This is a genomic window from Mycobacterium parascrofulaceum ATCC BAA-614, from assembly GCF_000164135.1.
GTDB lineage: Bacteria > Actinomycetota > Actinomycetes > Mycobacteriales > Mycobacteriaceae > Mycobacterium > Mycobacterium parascrofulaceum.
Genome location: NZ_GG770553.1, coordinates 1,135,735 through 1,138,856, shown reverse-complemented (window position 1 = coordinate 1,138,856; position 3,122 = coordinate 1,135,735). Strand labels below are relative to the sequence as shown.

Below are 3,122 nucleotides of genomic sequence, written 5' to 3'. Positions count from 1 at the left end.
CCCGCCGGCCAGCGGCGCGCCGGCCTCGCCGGCCTGCCCCTCTATGCAGGCGTAACCGCCCGTCTTCAGGGGAGTGGCCGCCGCATCCGGGCTCAACGCAAGCGCGGCTCCGCATAACCCAAGGCTGGCAACTACTTTCATACCGAACCGATCGACGATCGCCATCAGCGTCGACTCTCCTTTTATTCGCGCCCACATAACAATCTGCTGCAGCAGAACCGCATAGCCATCCTTCGACGACCGAGCCAATTGTCGGCAGCCGGCGGGCGACACGGGACGCGCCGCACCGCGCCGTTTCCAAACGGTGACGTCACAAGGGCGTCACGGGGCGAACGTGCCCGCTGGGGGATTCGCCGGCTCGCCGGCGCGACTTTTCCGCAGCGCATTCACAGGGAATCGTTGCCGTCGCTACATGTCTGAGAGGTTTTATAAAGATGAACGGCAAGCAACCGTGTGGTTAACGGACAGGGAGAAGGAACCATGGCTACACGACGGCTCTTCGGCCGATTCATGGGCGCGGCGCTGGCGGGAGGCCCGCTCTTGGTCGCCGGAGTGATGTGCGCGGGCCCCGCGCGGGCGGACGAAACCACCTTCGTCAACGACCTGCACCACGCCGGGATCCACGCGGTCAGCGGCGGTGACGCCGCGCTGGTGCAGATGGGCCTGAACGTCTGCCAGCAACTGTCCTGGGGGGCCCCGCCGTCCCAACTCGAGGGCCTGGCGCTGCAACGCTCCGACGGCCGGCAGGGCGCCAGCGGGCTGACACCCCAACAGGCCGACGACGTCGTCGTCGACGCCGTACGCGACCTCTGCCCGACCGCCTAGCGGTCGTCTCCCCCGTCGGCGCCACCGCGCCGGCCATCGGTCTTTGCCGACAATTCATCCTCGGGATTCATCGTCCGCAGCGTGTCCGGCCCGCTTTCGTGTAAAAGTGCATCATCGGCGATCCGGCACGGGACGAAGGAGACGATTTCGATGGCAGCACAGCGGCCCTATGGCAGGTTCATGGGCACGGCCCTGGTAGGCGGCCCATTGCTGGCCGCGGGGATCGGCTGGGCGAGCCCGGCCGGGGCCGACCAGACGTCCTTCCTCAACGACCTGCACAACGCCGGCATCCACGCCATCAACGGCGGCGACGAGGCGCTGTTGCAGATGGGCGCGGACCTGTGCCAACAACTTTCGTGGGGCGCCTCCCCGCAACAGCTGGAGAACCTGGCGATACAACGCTCGGACGCCGACCAGGGCACGGGCGGGATCAACGGCCGGCAGGCCGCGGACGTGGTGATCTTCGCCATCCGGGATCTGTGCCCTAACGCGTAACCGGGAATTCGCCGCGCGACGGCCGGGGTTGGCAATGGAGCTCAGCGCACGCAACCTGAGCGCCCTCGACATCCCCGTCCCGGCCTACGACCGCGGCCAAATCAACGTCGGCATCGTGCATTTCGGCGTCGGCGGGTTTCACCGCTCCCATCAGGCCATGTACCTCGACAGGCTGCTCGCCGACGGGCTGGCCATGGACTGGGGGATCTGCGGGGTCGGCGTGCTGCCGGACGACCGGCGCATGCGCGACGTCCTGCGCGCCCAGGACTACCTGTACACGTTGATTCTCGAACACCCCGACGGCACCCGGCAGCCTCGGGTCATCGGCTCGATCGTCGACTTCCGTTACGCCCCGGACGATCCCGAGGGGGTCGTCGAGCTGCTCGCCACCCCGGCCACCCGCATCATCTCGCTCACCATCACCGAGGGCGGCTACCACCCGCCGCTCAGCGACGCCTTCGGGCTGGTGACCGAGGCGTTGAACCGGCGACGGGAACGCGGCCTGCCCTCCCCCACGATCGTGTCCTGCGACAACATCGCGGAGAACGGGCGCGTCGCGCGGCGCGCGTTCATGTCGTGCGCCGAACGGCTCGATCCCGCACTCGCACGGTGGATGAGCGAGCACACCACGTTCCCCAACTCGATGGTCGACCGGATCACCCCGGCGACCACCCCCACGGCGATCGAGCTGCTGCGCAACGATTTCGGCGTGCGCGACGCCTGGCCCGTCGTCGCCGAACCGTTCGCCATGTGGGTGCTCGAGGACGATTTCGCCGACGGGCGCCCCCCGCTGGAGCGGGCCGGCGTCCAGCTCGTCGGCGACGTGTCGCCGTACGAGGCGATGAAGCTGCGGCTGCTCAACGCCGGCCATCAGGGCCTGTGCTACTTCGGCTACCTGGCCGGATATCGGCTGGTGCACGAGGCCGCCCAGGATCCGGTGATCGCCGAATTCCTGCACCGCTATCTGGAGCACGAGGCGATGCCCACGCTCACCCCGGTCCCCGGGTTGGCCGCGTTCAAGGACGGGCTGCTCCCCCGATTCGGCAACTCCTACGTGCGCGACACGGTGGCCAGGCTGTGCGCGGACTCCTCGGAACGCATCACCAAGTGGCTGCTGCCCGTGGTCGCCGACAATCTGCGCAGCGGCGGCCCGGTGCGACTGTCCGCCGCGATCGTCGCAAGCTGGGCGCGTTACGCCGAGGGCGTCGACGAAGGCGGCCGGCCGATCGAGGTGGTGGACCGGCTCGCCGACACGCTCGTCCCCCTCGCCCGCTCGCAGCGCGACGACCCGGCCGCGTTCCTGGCCAACCGGGCGGTGTTCGGTGACCTCGTCGACCAGCCGCGGTTCCTCGAGCCGTACCTGTGGGCGCTGGATTCGCTGCACCGCCGCGGCGCGCGGGCGACGTTGCGGGCACTGGTCGGGGCCGACGAATGACGCTGGTCGCCGGGATCGACTCGTCGACGCAGTCCTGCAAGGTGCTGGTCTGCGACGCGGCCACCGGCGAGGTGGTGCGCGAGGGCCGGGCCGACCATCCCGACGGCACCGAAATCGCCCCGGCGGCATGGGAAGACGCCGCCCGCACTGCACTCGCGGACGCCGGTGGCCTGGGCGGCGTCGAGGCGGTCGCGGTCGGGGCGCAGCAGCACGGCATGGTCTGCCTGGACGCGGCGGGCCGGGTGGTGCGGCCCGCGCTGCTGTGGAACGACGTGCGGTCGGCCGACGCGGCGCGCGCGCTGGTCGAGGAGCTCGGCGGCCCCGCGGCGTGGGCCCGGGCCGTCGGCGTCGTGCCGCTGGCCGCCAT

Annotated in this window: 4 protein-coding genes and 1 pseudogene; 4 read left to right on the top strand and 1 reads right to left on the bottom strand. The window is 70.1% G+C overall.

Annotated elements, in window-relative coordinates:
• Positions 1 to 165 (bottom strand): annotated as a pseudogene (locus HMPREF0591_RS33695) (hypothetical protein); the annotation flags it as partial.
• Positions 166 to 480: 315 nt separating this feature from the next.
• On the opposite strand from HMPREF0591_RS33695, the gene HMPREF0591_RS05355 reads away from it, so the two are divergent.
• The 4 genes from HMPREF0591_RS05355 to HMPREF0591_RS05340 all read left to right on the top strand — a co-directional run.
• A complete protein-coding gene (locus tag HMPREF0591_RS05355; RefSeq protein ID WP_007167419.1) occupies positions 481 to 825 on the top strand; it encodes a DUF732 domain-containing protein in 345 nt (114 codons plus the stop codon).
• 150 nt (positions 826 to 975) lie between these two features.
• The gene (locus HMPREF0591_RS05350; RefSeq protein WP_007167418.1) at positions 976 to 1,320 is read left to right on the top strand and encodes a DUF732 domain-containing protein; all 345 of its coding nucleotides are present in this window, start codon (positions 976 to 978) and stop codon (positions 1,318 to 1,320) included.
• 34 nt (positions 1,321 to 1,354) lie between these two features.
• Positions 1,355 to 2,755: a mannitol dehydrogenase family protein gene (locus HMPREF0591_RS05345; RefSeq protein ID WP_007167417.1), complete on the top strand. Its 1,401-nt coding sequence runs from the start codon at positions 1,355 to 1,357 to the stop codon at positions 2,753 to 2,755.
• On the top strand, positions 2,752 to 3,122 hold a 371-nt coding region (locus HMPREF0591_RS05340; RefSeq protein WP_007167416.1), incomplete at its 3' end, for an FGGY family carbohydrate kinase. The genes HMPREF0591_RS05345 and HMPREF0591_RS05340, both read left to right, overlap by 4 nt.

What these genes read in the sequence shown, in the direction of transcription:
- HMPREF0591_RS05355 (WP_007167419.1), top strand. Translation starts at nt 481, where the DNA reads ATGGCTACACGACGGCTCTTCGGCCGATTCATGGGCGCGGCGCTGGCG.
- HMPREF0591_RS05350 (WP_007167418.1), top strand. Translation starts at nt 976, where the DNA reads ATGGCAGCACAGCGGCCCTATGGCAGGTTCATGGGCACGGCCCTGGTA.
- HMPREF0591_RS05345 (WP_007167417.1), top strand. Translation starts at nt 1,355, where the DNA reads ATGGAGCTCAGCGCACGCAACCTGAGCGCCCTCGACATCCCCGTCCCG.